The organism is Virgibacillus ihumii, assembly GCF_902726655.1.
Lineage (GTDB): Bacteria > Bacillota > Bacilli > Bacillales > Amphibacillaceae > Lentibacillus > Lentibacillus ihumii.
Window position 1 is genome coordinate 1123733 of the sequence record NZ_CACVAN010000001.1, and the last position, 23376, is coordinate 1147108.

At 41.0% G+C, this 23376-nt stretch carries 22 protein-coding genes; 4 read left to right on the plus strand and 18 right to left on the minus strand.

What is annotated here, in order from left to right; all coding sequences use genetic code 11:
- Positions 1-91 precede the first annotated feature (91 nt).
- Positions 92-1081 carry an N-acetylmuramoyl-L-alanine amidase family protein gene (locus tag HUX68_RS05650; protein ID WP_174613908.1) on the plus strand — a complete coding sequence of 330 codons (990 nt, stop codon included), beginning with the start codon at positions 92-94 and terminating at the stop codon, positions 1079-1081.
- A 165-nt stretch (positions 1082-1246) separates the two neighbouring features.
- Here the strand turns inward: HUX68_RS05650 and fdhA are convergent, their stop codons facing one another.
- Positions 1247-2467, minus strand: a complete 1221-nt coding sequence (gene fdhA / locus HUX68_RS05655) for a formaldehyde dehydrogenase, glutathione-independent (RefSeq protein ID WP_174613909.1) — start codon at positions 2465-2467, stop codon at positions 1247-1249.
- 204 nt (positions 2468-2671) lie between these two features.
- Here fdhA and HUX68_RS05660 point away from each other — a divergent pair, with 204 nt between their 5' ends.
- Positions 2672-3073, plus strand: a complete 402-nt coding sequence (locus HUX68_RS05660; RefSeq protein ID WP_217424789.1) for a GlcG/HbpS family heme-binding protein — start codon at positions 2672-2674, stop codon at positions 3071-3073.
- Positions 3074-3621: 548 nt separating this feature from the next.
- Here the strand turns inward: HUX68_RS05660 and dtd are convergent.
- The 7 genes from dtd to HUX68_RS05695 all read right to left on the minus strand — a co-directional run bounded on the left by dtd (position 3622) and on the right by HUX68_RS05695 (position 12659).
- Positions 3622-4068 carry a D-aminoacyl-tRNA deacylase gene (gene dtd, locus HUX68_RS05665; protein WP_174613911.1) on the minus strand — a complete coding sequence of 149 codons (447 nt, stop codon included), beginning with the start codon at positions 4066-4068 and terminating at the stop codon, positions 3622-3624.
- A gap of 33 nt (positions 4069-4101) precedes the next feature.
- Entirely contained in the window at positions 4102-6303 is a 2202-nt protein-coding gene (locus HUX68_RS05670; protein WP_174613912.1) for a RelA/SpoT family protein, read from the minus strand.
- Positions 6304-6497: 194 nt separating this feature from the next.
- Positions 6498-7010: an adenine phosphoribosyltransferase gene (locus HUX68_RS05675; protein ID WP_174613913.1), complete on the minus strand. Its 513-nt coding sequence runs from the start codon at positions 7008-7010 to the stop codon at positions 6498-6500.
- Positions 7000-9330 carry a single-stranded-DNA-specific exonuclease RecJ gene (gene recJ, locus HUX68_RS05680; protein WP_174613914.1) on the minus strand — a complete coding sequence of 777 codons (2331 nt, stop codon included), beginning with the start codon at positions 9328-9330 and terminating at the stop codon, positions 7000-7002. Before recJ ends, HUX68_RS05675 begins: the two co-directional genes overlap by 11 nt.
- 55 nt (positions 9331-9385) lie before the next feature.
- Complete coding sequence (locus HUX68_RS05685) at positions 9386-9706, minus strand: LapA family protein (RefSeq protein WP_174613915.1); 321 nt, start codon at positions 9704-9706, stop codon at positions 9386-9388.
- A gap of 336 nt (positions 9707-10042) precedes the next feature.
- Positions 10043-12313: a protein translocase subunit SecDF gene (gene secDF, locus HUX68_RS05690; protein ID WP_174613916.1), complete on the minus strand. Its 2271-nt coding sequence runs from the start codon at positions 12311-12313 to the stop codon at positions 10043-10045.
- 52 nt (positions 12314-12365) lie between these two features.
- Entirely contained in the window at positions 12366-12659 is a 294-nt protein-coding gene (locus HUX68_RS05695) for a post-transcriptional regulator (RefSeq protein WP_174616356.1), read from the minus strand.
- A gap of 117 nt (positions 12660-12776) precedes the next feature.
- Here HUX68_RS05695 and spoVB point away from each other — a divergent pair, with 117 nt between their 5' ends.
- Complete coding sequence (spoVB, locus tag HUX68_RS05700) at positions 12777-14330, plus strand: stage V sporulation protein B (RefSeq protein ID WP_174613917.1); 1554 nt, start codon at positions 12777-12779, stop codon at positions 14328-14330.
- 224 nt (positions 14331-14554) lie between these two features.
- On the opposite strand, the gene HUX68_RS05705 is transcribed toward spoVB, so the two are convergent.
- Positions 14555-15856 (minus strand): ArsB/NhaD family transporter, encoded by a 1302-nt coding sequence (locus tag HUX68_RS05705; RefSeq protein WP_174616357.1) that lies wholly within the window; start codon positions 15854-15856, stop codon positions 14555-14557.
- A gap of 195 nt (positions 15857-16051) precedes the next feature.
- Here HUX68_RS05705 and HUX68_RS05710 point away from each other — a divergent pair, with 195 nt between their 5' ends.
- Positions 16052-16405: a TIGR04086 family membrane protein gene (locus HUX68_RS05710; RefSeq protein WP_343033700.1), complete on the plus strand. Its 354-nt coding sequence runs from the start codon at positions 16052-16054 to the stop codon at positions 16403-16405.
- Positions 16406-16543: 138 nt separating this feature from the next.
- On the opposite strand, the gene yajC is transcribed toward HUX68_RS05710, so the two are convergent.
- The 9 genes from yajC to nadE form a co-directional block, all read right to left on the minus strand.
- On the minus strand, positions 16544-16804 hold the full coding sequence (gene yajC, locus HUX68_RS05715) for a preprotein translocase subunit YajC (protein WP_174613918.1): 261 nt from the start codon (positions 16802-16804) through the stop codon (positions 16544-16546).
- Between the two features lie 18 nt (positions 16805-16822).
- Positions 16823-17962, minus strand: a complete 1140-nt coding sequence (gene tgt, locus HUX68_RS05720) for a tRNA guanosine(34) transglycosylase Tgt (protein ID WP_174613919.1) — start codon at positions 17960-17962, stop codon at positions 16823-16825.
- An 18-nt stretch (positions 17963-17980) separates the two neighbouring features.
- Positions 17981-19009, minus strand: a complete 1029-nt coding sequence (queA, locus tag HUX68_RS05725; RefSeq protein WP_174616359.1) for a tRNA preQ1(34) S-adenosylmethionine ribosyltransferase-isomerase QueA — start codon at positions 19007-19009, stop codon at positions 17981-17983.
- A gap of 19 nt (positions 19010-19028) precedes the next feature.
- On the minus strand, positions 19029-19226 hold the full coding sequence (locus tag HUX68_RS05730) for a DUF2905 domain-containing protein (protein WP_174613920.1): 198 nt from the start codon (positions 19224-19226) through the stop codon (positions 19029-19031).
- On the minus strand, positions 19226-20227 hold the full coding sequence (ruvB, locus tag HUX68_RS05735; protein ID WP_174613921.1) for a Holliday junction branch migration DNA helicase RuvB: 1002 nt from the start codon (positions 20225-20227) through the stop codon (positions 19226-19228). The genes HUX68_RS05730 and ruvB overlap by 1 nt, the downstream gene beginning before the upstream one ends.
- Before the next feature lie 16 nt (positions 20228-20243).
- Complete coding sequence (gene ruvA / locus HUX68_RS05740; RefSeq protein ID WP_174613922.1) at positions 20244-20849, minus strand: Holliday junction branch migration protein RuvA; 606 nt, start codon at positions 20847-20849, stop codon at positions 20244-20246.
- 207 nt (positions 20850-21056) lie between these two features.
- Complete coding sequence (locus HUX68_RS05745; RefSeq protein WP_174613923.1) at positions 21057-21788, minus strand: YebC/PmpR family DNA-binding transcriptional regulator; 732 nt, start codon at positions 21786-21788, stop codon at positions 21057-21059.
- Between the two features lie 205 nt (positions 21789-21993).
- The gene (locus tag HUX68_RS05750; RefSeq protein ID WP_174613924.1) at positions 21994-22545 is read right to left on the minus strand and encodes a YhcN/YlaJ family sporulation lipoprotein; all 552 of its coding nucleotides are present in this window, start codon (positions 22543-22545) and stop codon (positions 21994-21996) included.
- A 58-nt stretch (positions 22546-22603) separates the two neighbouring features.
- Positions 22604-23344: an NAD(+) synthase gene (gene nadE, locus HUX68_RS05755; RefSeq protein WP_174613925.1), complete on the minus strand. Its 741-nt coding sequence runs from the start codon at positions 23342-23344 to the stop codon at positions 22604-22606.
- Positions 23345-23376 lie beyond the last annotated feature (32 nt).

Consider the following 23376-nt stretch of genomic DNA (forward strand, 5'->3'; position numbering starts at 1 on the left):
TTATGATTGATAATAATGGACAGAGGAGGTTTCATTTCCCATTAAAAAATTAATATTATTCCTAACCATCTTAGGACTGCTTGTTTTTTCAATGGCGACGGCAGATAAAAGTGCTTCTGTGGTTGTGAACACTGATAACCTGAATGTGCGAAGCAGTCCTGGAACACAACATGAAGTCGTTACACAAGTCCATTCCGGAGATGTCTATCCCATGATTCAGCAACAGGATAAATGGGTACAGATAAGGCTTCAGGATCAAAAAGGCTGGTTGGCATCGCAGTATGTCACTATTCAATCCTATTCAGACGGGAAACAATCTAAGCAGACAGGAAAAACAATTACCATATCAAAAGAAAAGGTCCATCTGCGTGGAGGCCCTGCTTCCACTTTTGATATTGTTGGATTTGCAGAACAAGGTGCGGAGTTCCAAATCATATCAGAAACCGAAAAATGGTATGAAATTTCCAATGATAATTTAACTGGATTCATTCTGAAGGATATTCTTAAAAGCCAGCAAGCCGAATCGAACAACTCCATCAAAAACAAGACAATTGTCATTGATGCCGGCCATGGCGGAAGGGATATCGGGGCTATAGGGGCCAACGGAACATATGAAAAGCATTATACGTACCAAACCATGAGAGAATTGAAACATGAGTTGACAATGCTTGGAGCCGATGTAATTGTGACAAGGGAAAAAAATGAATTTGTTTCGCTGGCAAGCAGGACAAGCCTTTCTAATTTAAACCAAACGGATGCTTTCATCAGTATTCACTATAACAGCTTTCCCAAATTGCCAAGTGTTACGGGAATTTCTGCTTATTATTATCGTAACCAGTATCAAGACCTTGCCCGTTACATACTGGAAGAAGTCAGTAAAGAAACCGGAGTGCGAAACCGGGGCAGCAAATTTGCGGATTACCAGGTTATCAGGCAAAACTTGAAACCTGCCATATTATTGGAACTGGGCTTTATTTCCAACCCTGAAAAAGAAAAACTGCTGCAGACGAACGCTTACCAGAAAAAAATTGTTACCGGAATAGTCAACGGGCTGAACCGTTATTTTAAAAATGAACCTTGATAATAGCGCCTTACGTCTTATGGCCACATTCATGAGAGAAAATGTTTTTTAACTGCTAATAAAGACCTTGCCAAATATAGACAAGGTCTCTACCGGTTATCACTACTTTCAGAAATGTCCGGAATGCTCTTTCTCTAAAGCGATTTTCAGCCTTTCCGGTAATTTTTACTGTTTGCTTAGCGTGCCATGCGGATCAATGACAAACTTTTTCGCAACACCGCTGTCAAAATCAGCATAACCTTGCGGAGCTTGATCCAGCGATATTACGGTTGCATTCACAACTTTTGCGATTTCCGCTTTACCATTAAGAATAGCATTCATTAATTGCCGTTGATATTTCATAGCAGGAGTTTGTCCAGTGGTAAATGAATGCGCTTTTGACCAACCTAAACCAAAGCGTACTTTTAACGATCCCTGTTTAGCATCGTTATCTTTTGCCCCTGGATCTTCCGTCACATACAGACCTGGAATTCCAAATCTGCCACCTGCTTCAACAACACCCATCATCGTATTAAGTACAGTAGCCGGTGCATCCTGGTGATCTGTCCCATGTCCATATGCTTCAAAACCAACTGCGTCGATTGCACAATCGACTTCGGGATCACCAAGAATCTGCTCAATTTGTTCGCCAACATCATCATGTTCCTTTAAATTAATTGTCTCACAACCAAAACTTCTTGCCTGTTCCAGTCTTTCTTCTTTTAAGTCACCGACAATAACTACTGCTGCACCAAGCAATTGTGCGGAGTGTGCTGCAGCCAATCCAACCGGTCCCGCACCTGCAACATAAACAGTTGAACCTGTTGTTACGCCGGCGCTTACTGCTCCATGGTAACCTGTTGGAAAAATATCCGATAACATGGTAAGGTCAAGAATTTTATCCATAGCCTTGTCCTTATCAGGAAATTTCAACAGCTGAAAATCGGCATATGGAACCATGACATATTCGGACTGACCACCTACCCAGCCGCCCATATCGACATAACCATAGGCTCCACCGGGTCTTTCCGGATTAACGTTCTGGCAGATATGGGTATCCTGCCGCTGGCACATTTTGCAGCGTCCGCATGCCACATTAAACGGCACGGATACAATATCCCCTTTTTTAATGAATTCCACATCACGTCCCACCTCAATAACTTCACCGGTAATCTCGTGCCCCAGGACCAGACCTGACGGCGCAGTAGTACGACCGCGAACCATGTGCTGGTCGCTGCCACAGATGTTCGTAACGATATTTTTCAGTATAACTCCATGTTCACATTTCCTGCCAACGTTCGACTTTGGTACACCCGGTCCATCATGCAGAACTAAATCAGGATATGCGATATCCTGCACCTCCACATTTCCTTCTCCTGTATAAACTACTCCACGATTGTCAGCCACCAAAATAACCTCCTTTGTGTATTATGTGATCAACAGGCCACAAAGACCCTATTCCTTCTCTACCCAGTTATTGACTTATAAAACTATAAAATTTAATTTATTTCCAAAATTTTATAGAATTATTGTTTTATTTCTCAATAAGATGGGAAGAACCTTCAATGAAAACGGAACTTCAAGAAATAATATAGAGAAAGGATGTTGAAAGTGGAGGAACTAAATTTGGAAACAGCCAAAAAGCTGATTAACAGCGCTGAACAAGAAGCAGAGAAAATCGGTGTACAAATGGTCATTTCAGTACTTGATAATGGTGGAAATTTGATTGCTGCGCACCGAATGGATGATGCATGGCTCGCAAGTGTGGACATCTCCTGGAATAAGGCCTGGACATCAGTAGCACTCAAAATGCCTACGTCAAATCTGGAAGAAGCAACGGTGCCTAATGCAGAACTTTGGGGACTTAACACAACGAACCAAGGAAAAATTGTCGTTTTCGGTGGCGGTATCCCACTTGAAAAAGACGGAAAAGTGGTGGGTGCAGTCGGTGTCAGTGGCGGATCAGTGCCACAGGATGTCCAGGTAGCAGAAGCTGCGGTTAATGCTTTTTAAATAGAAAAAAGCTGACTCTCTCAGTAAATTATGTTGTTACTTAACCTTTTACAGTTGAACAAAACTGCGACGTAACTTCTATATTGATTTGGTAGCGATTGATGTTATCTCGCCCCGCAGCTAGTATACACTTCGCTTTCCGGGGGCGGCTGCTGAGCCTCTTCGTGCTGTCGCACTGCGAGTCTCACCTAGGCCTCAGCTCCCCCAGGAGTCTTGGTGTATACTGGCTGCTTTTGAGGAATATTACCCTTTATTTCCAAAGATTAGATGATTTTCAACCCAAACCAGCCGTTGGAATATGCGAGACTCCTGCGGGAAGTACAAGCTAGGCGAGACCCCGCAGGCGAGGTACGAGCTGAGGAGGGCTCGGCACTTGCCCGCGGAAAGCGAGTATATTCCAACGGCGTTTGCCTAAGAGTCATACTAAATTCCCATGATTTCTGTGTCGCAGTTTATACGAAAATGGCCAAAAGCTTAAACCACATTAATATAGATGGGAAAAATGACCACCCGTTTTATTTAAAAATGGATGGTCATTTTTATGGTAGTCATTTTTCATTACTGTCCAAAATAATCGTTACAGGCCCCTGATTTGTCAATTGCACGTCCATCATTTCTCCAAATTCACCTGTCTCCACACGAATCCCTTGTTCTTCAATCTGTTGATTAAAATAATTATAAAGTTCTAATGCCTGGTCCGGTTTTGCAGCTTGCACGAAACTCGGACGTCTGCCTTTACGTGTGTCAGCAAAGAGTGTGAATTGAGAAATGGACAAAACATTGCCATTAACATCTTTTAATGAATGATTCATTTTTCCATTTTCATCAGCAAAAATCCGCAGATGAACTAATTTATTCACTACATATTGCGCATCTGCTTCCGTATCATCGTGTGTTACTCCAAGCAAAACAACAAAACCAGAATCAATTTTTCCGGTTATCCTGTCTTCAACGGAAACTTTTGCATTATTTACCAGCTGAACTACTGCTTTCATTGCTTTGGTACCCCTTTTTCTACAGTACTTTAATTATTGAATTGTACGTGTAACTGTATAAACATCTTTAATTTGCTTTATACGATCTACGATTCTACGTAGATGACTCGTATTATGAATAAGGATAGTAATGTGAATAGTTGCCATCTTATTACGATCTGATTTGCCATTTACATGGGTAATATTTGTTTTTGTTTCATTTACAGCCTGCAGAACTTCATTTAACAGTCCGCGGCGATCGTAACCCGAAATTTCCAAATCCACATGATATTGTTTTTTCTCAATCTGATTATTTTCCCATTCCACGTGAAGGAAACGCTGCTGTGCCTCCTCCGATTGAACATTCGGACAATCAGTCCGGTGAACAGATACCCCTCTACCTTTTGTTATATAACCGACAATTTTATCACCAGGTACAGGGTTACAGCATTTGGAAAGGCGTACAAGCATATTGTCAACACCTGCTACCCGGACACCGGAATCCCTTTTTTGTTTCTTCTTAAAAGTGGATTCGCTTTTCACTTCTTCCAATGTTTCTTCCAGATTCTGTTCCTTCTGCTTCGTCCGGCGAAGTTTATCAGTGAGACGTGTAGCAATTAAAGCTGCGGTTATACCCTGGTAACCAACAGCTGCGTACATATCGTCTTCATTCATAAAATTAAAACGTTCATGGACGCGGCTCAGGTTCTCCTGCGTCAAAACCTCTTTAGGTTCAATACCAAGAGCCCGAATTTCCTTATCAACAGATTCCTTGCCTTTGCTGATATTCTCATCACGCCGTTGTTTTTTAAAGAACTGTTTTATTTTACTTTTTGCTTGGGACGTTTGGGTGATTTTCAGCCAATCCTGCGATGGTCCATACGAATGCTTAGAAGTCATCACATCGATAATATCTCCATTATGGAGCTGATAATCGAGTGGTTCCATCTTCCCGTTGACTTTTGCTCCTATCGTCTGGTTCCCTACCTCTGTATGAATCCGGTAAGCAAAATCAATCGGGACCGACCCGGATGGAAGTTCAATCACATCGCCTTTAGGCGTGAAAACATAAACCATATCAGAAAAGAGATCGACTTTTAGCGTCTCCATAAATTCCTCAGCATCATGTGTCTCACTTTGCCATTCGAGTATTTCCCGGAACCATGTCAATTTTTCTTCAAAAGATTTTTTATCCTTTGACACTCTGCTGCCTTCTTTATAAGCCCAGTGTGCCGCAATACCATATTCCGCAATTTCGTGCATTTCCTTCGTGCGGATTTGTACTTCGAGCGGATCACCTTTTGGTCCGATCACCGTTGTATGAAGCGATTGGTATAAATTTGGTTTAGGCATTGCGATATAGTCTTTAAACCTGCCGGGCATCGGCTTCCAGCATGTATGAATAATCCCCAAAACCGCATAGCAATCTTTAATATTATTCACAATTATTCTAACAGCCAACAAATCATAGATTTCGTTAAACTGTTTGTTCTGTTTTACCATTTTTCTGTAAATACTGTATAAATGCTTCGGGCGTCCGGAGATATCAGCTTCGATTTTGACATCCTTCAGCTGACTCCTGACCTCCGTCATCACTTCATCAATATAGGACTCCCGCTGCTCTCTTTTCTGTCTCATTAACTGGACTATTCGATAATACTGCTGCGGATTCAAATAACGCAATGCAGTATCTTCAAGTTCCCATTTTATCGTCGAGATTCCCAGCCGATGTGCCAGCGGGGCAAAAATTTCCAGCGTCTCATTGGAAATGCGGCGCTGTTTTTGAGGAGGCAAATGCTTCAGTGTACGCATATTATGCAGACGGTCAGCGAGTTTTATCAGGATAACCCGTATGTCTTTGGCCATCGCCACAAACATTTTCCGATGATTCTCAGCCTGAATCGCTTCCTTCGATTTGTACTTTATTTTTCCAAGTTTCGTTACACCATCCACAAGCATGGCGACTTCATGGTTGAAGTGCTCCTCAAGATCTTCCGTTGTGATATCAGTATCCTCTACGACATCATGCAAAAATCCGCCTGCAACTGTTTCCGGATCCATTTCCAGTTCAAGCAGAATGCCGGCGACCTGTACAGGATGAATTATATAAGGCTCACCGGATTTTCGGAACTGATTTTCATGTGCTTTCGCAGCATAATTATATGCACGCTGAAGAAATTTCACATCCTCCCCGGCAAGATAACGTCGAGCCTTGTTTAACACATCTTCAATTGTTAGAATATCTTCTTTTGCCATATAATCACCTGACCTTAACCCGATGCAGAGAATACATTTGTACTTGTATCGAAATTTTTACATAAATGAAACGAAAAAACAAATCATACTAGAAAACTAGTTGCACTTATATAAGATCACCAAATAATTTAACTGTGTGACTTTATAATTTAAGCAAAGGCCTGACAATACGCCAGACCTGTTTATTATCTTATTTAGTAACTCATTAATGTTAACACATCATAACCCTTAAGTTTTTCTAACCCGTTCAAATACGAGAGTTCAATTAGAAAAGCACATCCGGCCACAACACCACCAAGCTCTTCCACTAATTTAATGGTTGCTTCTATTGTACCACCCGTTGCAAGCAAGTCATCGGTAATCAGTACGCGCTGGCCAGGTTTAATTGCATCTTTATGGATTGTGAGTACATTTTCCCCGTATTCCAGTCCATAATCAACTTTTATTACTTCACGAGGTAATTTGCCCTCTTTTCGAACTGGAGCAAAACCTTTCTCCAATGCATAAGAAACAGGGCAGCCGATTATAAACCCTCTTGCTTCAGGACCTACGACAAGATCAATACTCCGTTCACGGGCATATTTCACAATCTCATCCACTGCAGATTTATATGCAGAGCCATTATCCATCAATGGCGTGATATCTTTAAATTGAATTCCCTCTTTTGGCCAGTCTTCCACAATTTTAATATATTTTTTATAGTCCATTTATTACTTCCTCCCTGGAAATGTCGCGATCCTGTACACAACCCAAAAACCAATTTCTTAAATCCTCGTATCTGGAATAATACAGTACCTTTTCAATGTCAGCCCGGTTTATCCGCTTTTGATATACACTTGATTCAGTCAAATCACGTTTCACCGGATCAGAATTTATGGTGATAATACCTTTTTCTATTTTAACAAAACCTAATTCAAAAAACACCTCAGACATGAACAGAACCTGTTCTTTTGTCCAATTTTTCGCGTGCATAATCTTTTCAATATTTTCTTTAAGGTTTAATTTCTTTCGCTTCATGGCAAGTACATAAAACCATTTGAAATCTTCCCGGGTTGGAAAATGATTCAAATACGCACTATCTTCCAGGTAAAAACATACATGAACATTATTCGGATTGATCTTTACAATTATGTCCCGGAGTGTGCTTAGCTCTTCCGGCAGTTCATACAAATAGACTGTATCTTCGTCCCCCAGACTACCTACATCTGTATCGTATGTAATGCACCTGACACCTTCCGGAACAATGCTGTGCTCAACCGGAAGTTTATTAAAAACGGCAACCTGAGAAGTGTTGTGGTCAACAAACGGGGAAATATTCGCCTGTTTCCTGCCACGGTGATCAAACAACTGCTTATCCTTGATTTTCATATCCTTTATGACCAGTTGTACCTTTCTGTTTCCATTCCATTCATTGATCCCAAGCTCTCCGGCCACCGTGATGTCTGTTCCGGATGAGATAAACGGGTGCAAATGACCGAGCCCAAATCCGATACCATCAATCGATATGTTATCCTGTCTGAATTGTACTTTTAGGTGGTTCTTCCTGCTTCCAATTTGTCTTGCATCATTTGGCATATGATCTAACTGAAAAATCGGCTTAGGGTTACTCATTCCAAAAGGTGCCAGTTGGGAAATCTCATTAACCAGCATTTCATTTATCTCGGGAACTGCAATCGTTTTACTAATTTCCAACTCCTGTGTAAAATCCTCTTCTGAGAGCTGCTGAAAAATCAATTCGTTTAATTCATCACGGAGCACTTGCACATTTTCTGTCGGAAGCGTCATTCCAGCAGCTTGGGAATGGCCGCCAAATGCTGCAAACAATTCCCGGAGTTTCATACAGTTTTCGAATAAATTAAAGGCAGGAATACTTCGGGCCGACCCCTTTGCCTGTCCAGTTTCCGGAAGAATGGATAAAACAATCGCCGGGCGATCATATTTCCGAACAAGATTGGATGCCACAATTCCCAGAACACCTTGATTCCAACCTTCCTTTGCCACAACGATTACTCCATGATTTTCCGTTGGATCAATCATTTGCTTTGCTTCCTGGACAATATCACTTACGATTTTTTGACGCTCCTTGTTAAGCGACTGTACCATTTCGGCAATCTCTTCTGCCTCATCAGGATCATCCGCCATTAACAATTGAACGGCCAAATCAGCATCCTGAAGCCTTCCAACCGCGTTTAGTCTCGGTCCAATTGAGAAACCGACATCTTCTTCTGTTACATTACCATTTATATTGCACACCCTCTTCAGGGCGTTCAGTCCTGCACGATTGGTAGTTGTCAGTGACTGCAACCCGAAATATGCAAAAACCCTGTTCTCTTCCACTAACGCTACAAGGTCGGCAATTGTACCAATTGCAGCCAAATCAAGAAATTGTTTCGGAAAATATCCTAAAAGCTGCTGTGCAAATTTAAAGGCCACACCAACACCCGCCAGTTCCTTAAACGCGTATGCAGGTGAGCATTTCGGATGTATGATGGCAAAAGCATCCGGAAGCTGTTCCTGTGGTTCATGATGGTCAGTGATGATTAAGTCAATACCTAATTCTTTGGCAACATCTGCCTCGTTTACGGATGCAATCCCAGTATCCACTGTTATAATAACATGAAAACCATTTCGGGATGCTTCCCGAAATGCCTCCTCATTGGGCCCATATCCTTCTGTGAAACGGTTAGGTATGTAATAGTCGCAATCTGCTCCAAGCTCTTCCATTGTTTTCAGAAGCAATGTCGTTGAACTGACACCATCTGCATCATAATCACCATATATAAGTATCCGTTCATTCCGGTCAATTGCCTCATGCACACGTTCAGCTGCCTGTTCTATATTTGCCAGCTCCTGTGGGTTATTTAATTGATCCAGTTCAGGAGATAAAAACTCCTGTGCGGCTATATTATTTGTAATTCCTCGCTGTACAAGCAATTCCTTAATGAGCGGGGAGATTTCATTTGATTCCCAATTTACTGGTATATCAATAGCTTCTGTATATTTCCATTTCATCATGCTCTGTAACATAATTTCACCCCTGACTTTCCTATTATACAAAAGTAAGCCAAGGGTAGCAATCAGGTTATGTTTCAGTTTTTCTTCCATCAGTTGAATCATCTTGATTGGTATCCAACAAGTTATGTTCTTTTAACGTCTCCTTCAATTGATTATTCTCATGCTGCAGTGATCTTTTCTCCCGCTGCAGATGAATGATTTTAATCAGATTAACAGCTGCGGTAATAACACCACCCATTAATACCGAAAATAGAATAACTAAAATCAACGGTGCCTGCCCGATACCAAAAAGATAATTCACTTCTACCGGTTCAACATTAATAACAGCAAAAATTGCAATGATAATGACAAAAATAATGGCCAGAATAACGTATGATTGTCCCCGCACCCGAATATCCTCCTTCATTTACAGGCTATTTTAATAAATTACCCGCTTTGAATGGAATCTAATCTGAAAAAAAGCTTGATTTTTATTAGCCTCTATTCTTAAATATTATTACTATTATTACTTAACTTACACTTGAACTCAACTGAGACGTAGTATGATGATGGTGCTGCTGCCACGGAAATACACTCCGCATACACTTCCAACTGTGTGGTCGGAGAGCCATATTCAATCAACTTTTTTAATATCACAGTTTATGGATTTATTGATCAATATATCTTGGCAAAAACTTTAAAATTAAGCAATCCCGTGTCACGTTTGAATGACACGGGATCTTTATTATACCTGTGGTCCCTCTGTGCGCTTTTTCTTGGCGAAAACAACAGGTTTCTCTTTGATATTTTTTCCTCTCCATACAAGCCACAATTGTGATGCAATAAACAGTGATGAATACGTACCTGCAACCAGTCCGACAGTGAGCGCGATTGCAAATCCTGATATCGACTGTGCACCAAGGAACAGGAATGCCAATACAGCAATCAATGTTGTAACCGTGGTATTGATACTTCGGGTAAATGTCTGCATAAGACTTCTGTTCACGATTTTTGCGAGTTCGCCAAATGATTTAACCCTTTTCTTTTTCCGTAAGTTCTCGCGGATTCTGTCAAAGGTAACAATCGTATCATTGATGGAATACCCGACGATGGTAAGGATTGCTGCAACGATTGTAATATCAAACTCGATTCTTGTGAAACTGAAAACAGCCAGTATGAAAAACACATCATGCAACAACGCGATAATTGCTGTGACCGCAAAGAACAATTCAAATCTGAACGCAACATAAATAATCATACCAATTGATGCTATTCCAAGTGCATACAACGCGTTTTTTACAAGTTCCTCTCCGACAATCGGGGAAACAATACTAACGCTTGTGTTGGCATTATATTCTTTACTGAACAGATCCTGAATTTCCGCTATTTTTTCTTCATTGATGACCGTATCATACCGGGCAACAGCAGTTGTATTATTATTCCCGGAAAGGACAACGGATTCAGGATTTACTCCCAATTGATCCAGATCATCTTCTACATTCTCCGCATTTAACGAGTTATCTGCATTAATCTGAATCCGTGAACCACTGGTGAAATCAATTCCCGGATTTAGCTGGAATATTCCAAGTGAAATTGCCCCTAGAATCACCATAATACCTGAAGCAATAAAGAATTTCTTACGATGGTTTACAGGCTTCAATTCACGATTAAACAATTTTGGTTCTCTTTCTGTTGTATCAGATATATCCTTGATATCTTTCTTCTTGACACCGAACCAGCCTGGACGGTTTTTCATCAACTTTGTCCTCATCCATAAGCCCATCAGCAGTCTTGTTCCATATACTGCTGTCAGGAAACTTACCAGAATACTCAAGATGAGCATGGTGGCAAACCCTTTAACTGAGCTGGTACCGAAAATAAATAATACGGCTGCTGCAAGGATCGTTGTAATATTCGCATCGATTATCGCTCTTAATGAGTTGCTTGTCCCAGCTTTAAATGAAGCGAGAACAGATTTCCCTTCACGCAATTCTTCCTTAATCCGCTCAAAGGTAATAACGTTTGCGTCAACTGCCATCCCTACACCAAGTATGAGGGCTGCGATACCTTGCAATGTCAGAACCCCGTTCATTAATTCAAAGAACAGTAAAATAAGGTAAATATAGAAAGTTAAATTAATGGCGGCAATTACACCAGGAAAACGGTAAATAACCATGATGAATAAAAAGATGATACTAATGCCGATAATTCCGGCAAATACGGTTTTATCCAGTGCCTGTTCACCAAATTGGGCACCAACTGTGGTGGAATACAATTCCGTCATATTTACCGGCAGTGAACCGGCATTAATGATATCAGCCAGCCGCTGTGCTTCTTCTACCGTAAAATCACCTGTGATCATAACTTCAGAAGTATTAAGTGTCTGATCAACGGAAGGTGCGGAGACGTATTTCGGATCTTTCTTTTTCCATTCTTCCGCAAAAGCATCCCCTTTTTGATAATCCATCCAAATGACAAGCAAGTTATCCGGGTAAGGGGTTTTTTGATTATAATTGTCCTTTAACTTACTGGTAATTTCACCAAATTTCTTAGCCGATTTCAGTTTCAGTGTAACGATTGGCTGGTTCGTTTGCGCACTGAAATCCTGCTGGGCACTGCCTTCCACGATGTCCGTCCCATTCATTAATTCCTTATCGGAAACATTGCGGAACGAAAGGCGGGCTGAGGTGGAAAGTATATCCCGAGCTTCTTCCGGATTATCAATTCCGGCAAGCTGAACACGGATACGGTTTTCTCCTTCAATGTTTATATTTGCTTCACTGATACCCAAGCTGTTAACCCGTTCATTCAGAATCCGAACAGTCGACTCCAACAATTGCCTGTCTGTTTCTTCTTCCTCATCTACCGGTTCGACTTTATACAGGATTTCAAATCCTCCCTGTAAATCCAACCCCAGCTTAATATCTTTCGTTATTCCGGTTATCGTTGTTCCAATCGTTCCCAAAAACACGATGACGATCAGAAAAAAGGCAACGATTCTGCCTCTGTTTTTCATCTGTTAATTGCCTCCCTTAAATCCATGCAGGTCAAACGTCATTATGTAAATATCACTTATTTCCATCGTAATCCACGTTCGTAACAGCTGCAATCGATGCCATTAAATCATCATCCTGATAAGCATTAACTGTCAAATAGCTCATGTATATATTGGACGCCAAATGGAAAATATCCTGAACCACTTCATACAACCGCTTTTGTGGGTTGCCTTTCCACACTTTTTCTTCGAGACATTTCCAAATATCGTCAGTGGATGCTTGTTGATACCCCATCATTTGAAACTCATTTTTTTTGCATTCAAGCGCCATTTCAAGCTCGTTCCTCCACTCACGCACTGTCTTCATCGTCTCCACCCAATCCCCCCTGCAGTTAATAATGAAAGCTTGTCATGCTTGGCCCACTTCTTTGCATATATATCATTGTATATGAAAATTTATTTTTTGAGAAGGCAGGCGGCAATATTGACCAAACAAACTTTTTTACAAGGAACAATTATTTTAATAATTGCTGGTATGATTACCCGGCTGCTTGGATTCATAAATCGATTAGTGGTTGCCCGGTTAATGGGCGAAGAAGGTATCGGTCTGTACATGATGGCACTGCCGACTTTAATTCTTGTTATTACACTGACACAGTTTGGGCTTCCCGTAGCCATATCCAAACGGATAGCCGAAGCAGAAGCACGGGGAGACAAACAAAAAATCAAAAGTATCCTGGTTATTTCATTGGTAATAACAGGTATTTCCAGTATCATCTTTACAATCGGCATGATTTTTGCATCACCTTTTATTGCATCCACCTTATTAACCGATGACCGTACGTTGTTTCCATTGATAGCAATCAGTCCGATTATCCCGATTATCGCAATATCATCCGTATTGAGAGGGTATTTTCAAGGCAGACAAAACATGAAACCACAAAGCTATGCACTCGTGATAGAACAGGTTGTTCGGATAACGTGTGTGGCATTGTTTGTAAAACTTTTGCTGCCCTTTGGAATTGAATATGCTGCAGCGGGAGCAATGTTCAGTGTGATTATTGGCGAACTTGCATCCTTATTATTTATGATGTACTTGTTCAAGCGCAAAAAAATCGTTAAGGTGCGCCACAGGTTCATGAAATATGTGAAATCAAGCAAGGACACAATCAGGGAACTTTTTTCAATCGCATTGCCCAGCACAGGCAGCAAAATCATAAGTTCTGTTTCCAATTTTCTGGAACCGATTATCGTTTCCCAAAGTTTGATGCTGGCAGGTATATCTACCAGCCTGGCAACAAAACAATATGGTGAATTAACCGGTTATGTGCTGCCATTATTGTTCCTGCCGACTTTTATAACACAGTCGCTTTCCATAGCACTAGTTCCAGCCATTTCAGAGGCAGATGCCAACTATAATAATAATCTTATCCATTACCGGGTCCATCAATCAATTCGCATTTCATTTGCCTCGGGAGCGTTGGCAACGATTGTTCTATCACTTTTTGCGGTTCCAATATTAACTTTTATGTATGGGACTGGTGACGCAAGCAGATTTCTTGTTCTCATGGCGCCGTTTTTTATTTTACTCTATCTTCAGCCTCCATTACAATCGGCACTGCAGGCTCTTGATTTGGCAAAACCGGCAATGTGGAACAGTCTGATTGGCGCAGCGGTTAAATTCACGGTATTGTTTTTCCTGGCATCCAACCCTAAATTTGGCATTATGGGAGCGGCCATCGCCATGTCTGTCAGTGCTGTATTGGTAACAATCCTGCATCTGGCCAGTCTGTATAAGGAAATAGGTTTTAAAATACCGATGAAAGATTTATTGAAAATGGGCATGTTACTGCTTTTAACCTGGTTTGCAGGCAACACACTAAAAAATATCTATTCCGGACTTGAGTCAAACCTGCTCCTATTTATATTTATTATTGCACTGCTCGGACTCATCTATATAGGCTTACTTTTTGCACTAAAGTTTGTAACAAAGGAAGAATTAAAACAAATTCCTGCGCTTCAAAAATGGCTGTCTTAAAAATATCTTTTCGTGAAATTGTTCATTATTAAAAAACTTGGCTTTCACCAGTCATAGATGCACTTATGCAGTAAGATAGGATTTTATTCTTTCTTAACTGCCGAGAAAAAATAACGCCTTCCACTGGCGTTATTTTTTCGTAAAATGGAGTTAATCCGTTATTTAGTTGATTTATTGCTTGTTGCTTCAATCCTGCAGCACCGGCAATAAATGCGGTATTAATACTATAACCCTCCGGACATATACGGGATTAAATACCTTACGAAAATATAAATGGTTGAAATGACCAATGAAAATATAACAAATGGGATTCCATACAGCATAAAGCGGATAAATGGTATCTTTTCTCCTTCCCCTTCAGCTAGACCTGCTACCACTATATTGGCTGATGCCCCGACAAGTGTTGCATTTCCCCCGAGACAAGCGCCAAGCGCTAACGACCACCAAATTGGGTCAAGGTAAACAAGTCCATACGTTTCAAACTCCTGAATCACCGGAATCATCGCCGCAACAAACGGAATATTATCAACCACACCGGAAAACAATCCCGAAACCCATAAAATCAATAAAGCAGTCTTGGAAAAATCACCATCTGTGAACAGAACGATCATCCTGGCCAATTCATCGATAATTCCAACCTCCCGAAGTCCTCCCACCAAAGCAAACAACCCAATAAAGAAAAATAAAGTGATCCACTCAACCTGTTTTAATATGTGTTCCGTGTCAAGTTCTTTTTCAGTTAACAGCAGCAGTAATACAGCCCCACTGATAGCTACTATCGTCAGATTGATATGAAGGAAAGAATGCAGGAGAAACCCAAATAACGTCATTGATAAAACAGATATCGATTGATAAAGCATCGGAGACCTAACTAGATATTCCGACGCATCAAGTTCCAGCAGTTTTCTGACATTGGAACTCCCGGTTCTTAATGATTTTCTGAACAGCATATACAGCATAAAAACCATTGCGGCAAAAATAATGCCAGCGACGGGAGCCAAATGATTAACAAACGATAGAAAATTCAGGTGGTCCACTGCCTGTCCAATCATAATGTTAGGCGGATCACCGATTAATGTAGCAGTTCCCCCAATATTGGAACTGAAAATAATCATCAACAGATAAGGAAATGAAGGCAGTTGCAATTCTTTTGTGATTTTCAGGATGATGGGGACAAAAATAAGTACTGTCGTTACGTTATCCAGCAAAGCTGAACCAAATGCGGTCAACATTCCGACACCAATCAGCAAAGGTACTGGGGATCCGCGGACTTTTTGGGCAAATCGAATTGCTACGAACGAAAACAACCCCGTTCGTTCCGTAATCGATATCAGCACCATCATGGAAAATAATAGCGCAATCGTATTCCAGTCAATATAAGTCCGGAACATGTCATCCACGGAATAAATACCGGAAATAAGCAACAGGACACCGCCAGACATTGCAATGACTGCGCGGTTATACTTCTCTGTCATGATAAATACATAGCTGATTATAAAGATAACTGTTGCGAGCAGAACATCCATATAAGCATCCTCTTTCAATATTGGTATCATTGCTTCATACATATATATGCTCGCATGTCTTAAAAAATTTCAGTCTATTTTTCACTTGTCCGAATAACATTTAATAGGGGACAGATTCTCCTGTCTGTATTTTAAAATTTATCCGGAATAGAAAAAGGGGGTTAAAAAATTCGAAAACAACAATTTATAGCGCTGCTGTATGGTTGGGTCGTTGTGCTTGGTCTGATCCTTTTAACAAGTGTAATTCTTGCATTACTTCTTCGGTTTACTGAAATGGATGGAACCGCATTATCGTGGACTACCTTAATTACCGGATTAATCTGCTTATTTGCAGGAGGTATTGTTTCCGGTATTAAAGGCAAGCAAAAAGGCTGGGTAATTGGAGGAATAACTGGACTTGGATTCACCCTTTTCACATTTCTCATTCAATACCTGGGGTATGAACAGGCATTTTCATTGCAGCAGTCATTTTACCATCTGGGATATATTTTGGCAGCATTACTTGGTGGAATGATTGGTGTAAATATGACCAGTGGACAGGAAGAATAAAATGTTTAACGTTTGAAAGAAGCAGTAAGAAAATTTACCTTTCTTAACAGCGAAAAAAAAGCGCAGAGTAAGTTCAACATTAAAATGTGAACAGCTTCTGCGCTTTTTTCTGTTTCCTTTATGTATCATCATAAAGTATTAGCTTTTTACCTCTCGGATGGCACTCCGGTCATACGTGAGTTTTGTATTTTCTCCCGCTGCCTGAATGACCACTGTATTTTCATCAATTGCATGTACAACTCCATGGAAGCCGCCAATCGTAATGACTTCGTCCCCTTTTTTAAGGTCGGTTTGCATTTGCTTTACCTGCTTCTGCCGCTTTTGCTGCGGACGAATCAGCAGAAAATAAAAAATAACAAACATCAAAATAATTGGTGATAGTGAAATAAGCATATCCATTATATCTATTCCCCCTTTCTAAAAGTTTTTTGCATCCGGGCGATTAAGCCCGTATTGTTCAAAGAATGCTTCTTTAAAGTCGCCAAGACGATCATCATAAATTGCTGCTCGTACTTGCTCCATTAATTTTAACAGAAAATATAAATTATGGTAAGTAGTAAGCCTGAATCCGAATGTTTCATTGCATTTAATCAGATGACGAATGTATGCACGTGAATAATTTTGGCATACATGACAATCACAATTTTCATCTATCGGACTAAAATCCCGGGCAAATTTTGCATTACGGACAACTAGCCTCCCATTTGATATCATGCATGTTCCATTTCGTGCAATGCGCGTCGGAAGGACACAATCGAACATATCAATCCCGCGGAGTGCACCATCTATCAATGAATCAGGGGATCCCACGCCCATCAAATATCTTGGCTTGTCAGGTGGCATGAGCGGAGTGGTGAATTCAAGCATTCGGTTCATGACATCCTTTGGCTCACCCACTGAAAGTCCACCAATTGCATAACCCGGAAAATCCATCGACGTTAAATCCGCTGCGCTCTGCCTGCGTAATTCCTCATACTCACCCCCCTGTATAATCCCGAACAATCCCTGGTCTTCCGGACGTTGATGTGCCTTCAAACAACGTTCAGCCCAGCGTGAAGTTCTTTCAACGGATGCCTTCATATAATCATATGATGCAGGATATGGCGGACATTCATCAAACGCCATCATAATATCGGAACCGAGAGCATTTTGTATCTCGATTGCCTTTTCAGGAGACAAAAATAATTTCTCGCCGTTTAAATGATTCCGGAAGTGGACACCCTCTTCTTTAATATTACGCATCTCACTTAAACTAAATACCTGAAAACCGCCGGAATCAGTTAAAATGGCACCATCCCAATTCATAAATTTATGAAGCCCGCCAGCTTCCCGGATAATATCTTCACCGGGACGCAGCCATAAATGATACGTATTGGAAAGAATAATATTGGCATTCATTTGATGCAGGTCTTCCGGACTCATTGTTTTGACCGTTGCCAGCGTACCAACCGGCATAAAAGTCGGTGTATCAAATGAACCATGTGGTGTGTGGACTTTTCCCAGTCTGGCTCCTGTTTGTTTACATGTTTTGATATGTTCATAGGTAATTGCTGTCATGTCATTTCGTTCCTTTTCCTATAAAATTAGCATCGCATCACCAAAGCTGAAAAACCGGTATCTTTCTCTAACCGCTTCACGGTATGCATGCAAAATACTCTCACGGTCCGCAAGTGCGCTTACCATCATAATCAAGGTAGATTTCGGCAAATGGAAATTGGTGATAAGACCGTCAATTGCCTGAAATTCGTAGGGCGGGTAAATAAAAATATCTGTCCATCCGCTCGATTCCATAAATTTTCCATTATGATCCCGTGTAATAGTTTCCAGCATTCTGGTTGACGTTGTACCGACCGAAATAATCCGGCCATTATTTTCCCTTACGCTTGTTAAGGTGTCCGCCGTTTCCTGTGTCATATGATAAAACTCGGAGTGCATCGTATGGTCATCAATGTTATCAACACTTACCGGGCGAAATGTGCCTAATCCGACATGAAGTGTAATAAAGGTTATGATTACCCCCATTACTTTAAGCTCGTCCAATAATTCATTGGTGAAATGCAAGCCTGCAGTCGGAGCAGCTGCCGATCCTTCTTCTTTTGCATAAACCGTCTGATACCGTTCCTTCTCCGGCAGCTGTTCTTTTATATACGGAGGGAGCGGCATTTCCCCCAGTTCATCAAGGACCTCATAAAAGATTCCTTCATATTCAAAATCCATAATACGACCGCCATGCTCCAAAATCTCTGTACATGTTGCACGGATTTTACCTTCTCCAAAAACGAGAGTCGTTCCCACTTTCACCTTTTTGGCCGGTTTGGTAAGTACCTCCCATGTATCATTTTCTTTTTGGTGTAACAGCAGTATTTCTATCTTTGCCCCTGTATCTTCTTTCACACCATACAATCTTGCCGGTAAGACCCGCGTATCATTCAAGACAAGACAATCTCCCGGATTTAAATATTTCTTGATATCCGTAAAATGCTGATGTTCAATGCGTTTATCATCCCGGTGTAAAACGAGCATCCGGGATGAGGACCGGTCCTTCAATGGTGTCTGTGCAATCAGTCCTTCTGGTAAATCAAAATCAAAATCTTCTATGTTCATCATGTTCTCCCTTACTTCCTTAACGAAATTTACTTATAATAAAAAAGATTAATGACAGTATAATACTCACAACGATCGAAGTCATAATTGGAAAATGGAAGGAAAAATTTCCTTTCTTAAAGCTGATATCACCCGGAAGCCGCCCGATGAACGTCCAAATGATTCCGATCAATAAAAAGACAATTCCAAGAATAATAAACAGTTTTCCTGCCTGCATTATGCACCGTTCCTTTGAATTCCAAGATGGTCGTAAGCCTTGGGTGTTACAACCCTTCCCCTCGGTGTTCGTTGCAAAAAGCCAATTTGTAATAAATACGGCTCATATACATCTTCAATTGTTTGCGATTCTTCCCCAATCGTTGCACCAATTGTATCCAAACCAACTGGGCCGCCCTGAAATCCATCAATAATACTGTTCAACAGTTTATGGTCAATATGATCAAGCCCTGCTTTATCCACTTGCAACATCTCCAGAGCAACACTAGTCGTTTCCAGGCTAATTTCCGTTTCACCTTTAACCTGTGAAATATCCCGGATTCGTTTCAAGAGCCGATTGGCAATTCGTGGTGTACCTCTTGATCTGCGTGCAATTTCAGATGCTGCTTCCTTTGTAATGGTCGTGTCAAATATTTCTGCTGTGCGTTCAACGATTGCACACAAGTCTTTTGTTTCATAAAATTCCAGGCGGCTGAGCACCCCAAATCGATCCCTCAACGGTGCAGACAGCAGCCCTGCCCGTGTGGTCGCACCAACCAGTGTGAAAGGGGGCAAATCAATTCGAACCGAACGCGCACTCGGACCTGTGCCGATCACAATATCCAGGAAGAAATCTTCCATGGCCGGATACAGGATTTCCTCCACAGATCTCGGTAAACGATGAACTTCATCAATAAACAGTACATCACCAGGTTCCAGTGATGACAGGATTGCTGCTAAATCACCAGCACGTTCTATGGCCGGACCGGAAGTGGAACGAAATTGAACGCCCATCTCATTGGCGATAATGGCAGCAAGTGTAGTTTTCCCGAGCCCGGGTGGTCCATACAATAGCACATGGTCAAGTGGTTCTTCCCGCATTCGGGCTGCCTGGATAAAAATGCTTAAATTTTCTTTGACCTTTTCTTGGCCAATGTACTGATTAAGATTGACAGGACGGAGACTTAGCTCGACAGTTGAATCTTCATTCTGCAATTCTCCAGTCACCATACGTTCATCCATCTCAATCTCCCCTTCGTCAATTTTTCATTAACAGTGCTAATGCTTTTCGGACAATTTCATCCGTGTTATGATCATTTTCATGCTGCAGCTTTGGAAGGACGGTTTTAATTTCCCTATCCGTATAGCCTAATGACTTTAATGCTTCCCGCGCTTCGGTTAATTCTTTTGTACCTGCATCTGTTGGCTGTTCCAATTCGGCCGAATCAACTGGTACTGTCACAAAGGCGTTCAACTTTCCTTTTAAATCAAGAATAATTTGCCGTGCTGTTTTTTTGCCAATCCCAGGAAAGCTCGTCAAAAATTTATCGTCTTCACGTTCAATTGCCTCAACAAAGCCGCTGACATCAACACTTCCCAATACAGCCAACGCCCCCTTTGGTCCAATTCCAGATACCGAAATGAGTTTGGTGAATAAATATTTTTCATCTTCATTTTTAAAACCATAAAGCATTTGTATATCTTCACGGACATAGTGGTATGTATTGATGGTTATTTCATTATTTAACGCATGCTGAAATACAAAAGGATTGGCGCAGATAATTTCGTACCCAACCCCATGCATATCCACAATCACTGCCTCCTCCTGGACAGCTGTCAAAACACCTCGTATATATGCTATCATTACAGACCTTCTCCTTTTACATTCCTTACCTTATTTTAACATAACTATCCCTGTCAATCATTAGAAAAACCCGGCATTTCTTTTATCTATGGCTAGTTCCAAAACCCTTCCTGTAAGATCAATCATAATCTTTACTCTCTGACGCTTTGAAAAACCAAAACTTCCATCTCCTATCATCCGATAAAAAATGGAAGTTTTGGTCAGATTTTATTCTGCATTCTCCAGATTATGAAAGATATCCTGAACATCTTCACTGTCTTCCAGCATGTCAATCAATTGAAGCATTTTTTTGTGATCATCCTCATCAGGTGTACTGAAGGTTTGCGGGAACATTGTGATTTCTGATTCCTCCAGTTCGTAGCCGCTGTCACGCAACTGATCACACACATTAGTAAAGTTTTCCGGTTCCGTATAAATTTCGTATGCATCTTCCTGTGTTACAATATCATCTGCACCGGCTTCAATTGCCTCCAGACTGATTTCATCTTCATCAATGGTACCATCTTCGTTTGTAATGACAATGTATCCTTTCCGGTCAAACATAAACGAAACACTGCCATTTTCCCCAAGATTTCCGTCATTTTTTTTAAATGCATGCCTTACTTCAGAAGCAGTTCTGTTCTTATTATCGGTCAAAACCTGCACAATGACTGCAACACCGCCTGGACCATACCCTTCATAGGTTAATTCCTCAAAACTTGCTCCATCAAGCGAACCGGTTGCTTTTTTAATGGCACGGTCAATGTTATCGTTTGGCATATTGTCGCCTTTTGCCTTATCAACAGCCAAACGCAAAGAAGGATTGGTATCAGGGTCTCCGCCGCCCTGTTTCGCTGCCGTATATATATCCTTTTGATGGCGCATGAAAATTTTTCCTTTTTTTGCATCCTGCGCGTTTTTTCTTCTTTGTATATTTTTCCATTTAGAATGACCAGCCATTGGACATTCTCCTCTCTAATAAATTCCTTTTTTACTATACCAAAAAAATGCAAATCGATAAAGGTGTCTTCTTAAAGTACAATCGGATCAGAATTGTGAAAAGGTGGCAAAATCTTTAATTTTGCCACCTTTCTACTTATGATTTCGATAGTATATATGAGAAGGGTTAAATTCAAAAGCAGCTGAATACCCCCGGTTTGGCATATCAGTCACGTTCCCTGTTGAAAAATTCATCAAGAAACTCTTCCATGTCACCATTCAATTGATCGGGTTCTGCATCTTCATCACGCATTTTATCCCAGTATACTCGATCAGTATAAACCACCACTTTTCGTTCAGGCACCATTTGTTTAACCTCATTTTTAATGGTTTTCTTAATTCCCTTAGGGGCATATTCGTTTACCTGAACACCAACTACGATTTTTTTGTCCGTTGCCACTACCTGAGCTTGTTTGACATTCTTGTTCTGTTTCAAATGCTCGGAAATGGACATTGTGAATTCATTCGTATATAAATCTGTCTTGGCATCCCTGTCTCCCATATTCAGCCTGTCCCGTTCACTCTGCTCGTAACCTCCCTGCTCAGCAATGTTTTCCGGTCTATTGTTCAATCGGTTATTGCGCTCATTTTCTGTTTCATAATGGATAGGTTCCGAACTTAAATCACCATCATTATCAGCGGCATTATCTGTCACTGCATTACAGCCAACAATAAAGACAGCAAATAATAGTAAGCAAAAAATTTTAAGCATCCACATAAAAAAACCTCCCTTATCTTCAGTTTGTATAAGAGAAGTTTTTTCATACACGTTAAAATTATTTTAAATGGAACTGTTTAGCACCACGACGTTTGTGTTCAGTTCGGGCATGCATGTTTTCAATTATTTTTTTATCCCGTTCGGGTACTTCTTTCCCCCGCAAATAAGCATCAATCGTATCATAGGAGGTACCCATTTCATCCTCATCCGTCTGACCTTCCCACAGATCCGCACTCGGCTGCTTGTTTACAACTTCATCGGGGACCCCCAGATATGCTGCCATTTCACGGACTTCCTGCTTCGTAAATTCGACAATCGGCAGGATATCAACACCACCGTCACCATACTTCGTAAAGTAGCCTGTATACCACTCAGAAGCATTATCCGTCCCAACAACAAGATAGTTATAATTGGTTGCTAACGTATATAAGGTACTCATCCGCAGACGTGCCCTTAAATTCGCATCAGCCAGCTGATTATTTTTTTCATTGAATTCATTTTTTTCCTCCACCTGTTCCTTAATGGTAGAGTATAATACGTTATGTGTTTCGGAAAGCTCAACGGTCAGATGGTTAATTCCACAGCTGTCCATTACCTTTTTACCATGATCTATACTTTCACGACTGCTTTTTAATGGCATAAGCACTCCCAATGAATTGTCAGGTGCAGCGCGCTGAATAAGGTAAGCTACCACCGCTGAGTCAAGCCCGCCACTGACACCAACCACCAGACCTTTCACACCGGTTTCTTTTACTTGATCCCGCAACCATTGCACAATTGCTTCTACTTTTTGTTCCACTTATCCATTCTCCTCTTTTTACCATGATTTGT